Raw genomic sequence first — 684 nt, forward strand, 5'->3', positions numbered from 1 at the left:
CGCGGATCTTGGGGGCGCCGGTGAGGGTGCCCATGTTCATGCAGGCCTGATAGGCGTGCAGGGCGTCCAGATCAGAGCGCAAGGTGCCGACCACCTTGGAGACCAGGTGCATCACGTGGCTGTAGCGATCCACCTTGAGCAGCTCCTTGACGTAGCGGGTGCCGGGCTCCGAGATGCGGGCTATGTCGTTGCGGCCCAGATCCACCAGCATCAGGTGTTCGGCCACCTCTTTTTCGTCCTGACGAAGCTCCAGCTCTATGCGGCCATCCAGATCCCGGTTGATGCTGCCATCCGGGTTCAAGCCCCGGCGGCGAGTACCGGCGATGGGGTACATCTCCACGTCGCGGCTGGCGGCGCAGAACTTGACCGCGCTCTCCGGCGAGGCGCCAAACAGGGTGAAGTCCTCATCCTGTACATAGAACATGTAGGGGCTGGGGTTGGTCTGCTTGAGGCGGCGATAGGCGGCCAAGGGGTTCGGGCAGGGCAGCGAGAAGCAGCGCGACGGCACCACCTGGAAGATGTCACCCCGGCGGATGAAGCCCTTGAGCTTCTCCACCTCGGCGCAGAACTGTTTGTCGCCCTTGTCCACGCTCATGCCGCCGGTGAGGGGTTGGGTGGCCAGCTCGGCGCTCAGGGGTTGCTGGCAAATCAGTTTGAAGTCGGTGAGTCGCTCAGTCAGGCGGG

At 64.0% G+C, this 684-nt stretch carries 1 protein-coding gene; it reads right to left on the minus strand.

Annotated elements, in window-relative coordinates; genetic code table 11:
* A partial coding sequence (locus BN1128_RS10600; protein ID WP_042868507.1) for a chorismate-binding protein occupies positions 1-684 on the minus strand: 684 nt, incomplete at both ends.

It is taken from the genome of Aeromonas piscicola (genome assembly GCF_000820005.1).
Classification (GTDB): Bacteria; Pseudomonadota; Gammaproteobacteria; order Enterobacterales; family Aeromonadaceae; genus Aeromonas; species Aeromonas piscicola.